The 1,346-nt window shown below is 62.9% G+C and carries 2 pseudogenes; both read left to right on the plus strand.

From position 1 onward, the window contains the following. A pseudogene (locus K0M74_RS10510) lies at positions 1-1,132 on the plus strand (hypothetical protein); the annotation flags it as partial. Then, a pseudogene (locus tag K0M74_RS10515) lies at positions 1,129-1,346 on the plus strand (hypothetical protein); the annotation flags it as partial. The pseudogenes K0M74_RS10510 and K0M74_RS10515, both read left to right, overlap by 4 nt.

Here is a 1,346-nt window from a genome sequence, read left to right on the forward strand (position 1 = left end):
CGGTAACGACGAAATCAAGAACGGGGGCATTCTCAATCACATCATCGGCCCATTTTTGACGGCCCTGTTCGGCAGCGCGAAGCGCGGTTCAGCCTCCATCTCTGGGAACGGCGACGATTTCGCTGTCGCGGTTCGCGGGAATACCGGGAAGTACAAGCAGGCAAGCGCCAGCGCGGCGGATAGCGTCATCGACAGCATCGCGGGGATAGCTGACCGTCTCGGGGGCTATATCGATCCGTCTCGCGGCAGTGTCAGCATCGGGATCCGCAAGGGCAAGTACCGCGTCGACCCCACCGGCGCCGGTCGGACCAAAGCGAAGAACGGCGTCATCGATTTCGGAGATGACGCAGAAGCGGCGGCGCGCGCGGCGATGCTTGACCTCATCAACGATGGCGTCATTCAAGGGCTGAAGGCGGGCACCCAACGGCTGATCCAAGCGGGCAAGGATCTCGACCTTCAGCTTCAAAAGGCGCTCGACTTCGAAAGCGTCTTCACGCGGCTCAAGGGCTATCGCGATCCGGTCGGGGCCGCCTTGGATACGCTCGACAAAGAATTTATGAGGTTGAAGAAAATATTCGGTGAAGCTGGTGCCAGTGCATCGGAATACGCCGACCTCGAAGCGCTCTATGGTCTCGAACGCGCCCAGGCGATCGAGGAAGCCGCCCAGCGCGTCACTGGCAGCCTGCAATCGCTGCTCGACGATCTGACCATCGGGGACAATGGCCGCAGCCTGCGCGATCGCCTGTCGGCGGCTCAGAGCGCATATGACCCGCTCAAGGCGCGCGTGGAGGCTGGCGATAAGGCGGCATACGACGCCTACGCGGAGGCCGCCCAGTCACTGCTGGCAATCCAACGCGAGTTTAGTGGATCGCAGACGCCGTACTTCACCTTGCTCGACGAAATCACCCAGCTGACCAAGCAGCGGATCGACGCCGAGAAAAACGTCATCTCGATCGCTGAGAATCGCGACAGCCCATTCTCGAACGGGAAGGTGACCGGGTCGGCGGACAATGCGCCAGTGGTCGGAGCGATCCAGGAGGGTAACGAACTTCTGCGGCAGATCGGCCGACTGCTCGCAGGCGGGGGTGCGGCCGTCGACTTCCGCGGCTTCGCAACGGCCGCATTCCGATGAGCGGCGTGAACGTCGGGATCCGTATGCCGCCGCGGTCCGCGTTCGACGATTTCGAGCGCGAGACCAAGGCGCGGCTGAAGACGGCATCTCTAAATGCAACCCAAATCGCGGCTGGGCGAGCAAAGGCAAAGGTTCAGGGCGGCATGCGCAGCGCTGGGCTGGGCAGGCTCGGCAACGCCATCGGGAACGGTGGCGACTTGGGCAAGCGCGGCGC

Origin of the sequence: Sphingopyxis sp., from assembly GCF_019459305.1 — a bacterium.
Taxonomy (GTDB): domain Bacteria; phylum Pseudomonadota; class Alphaproteobacteria; order Sphingomonadales; family Sphingomonadaceae; genus Sphingopyxis.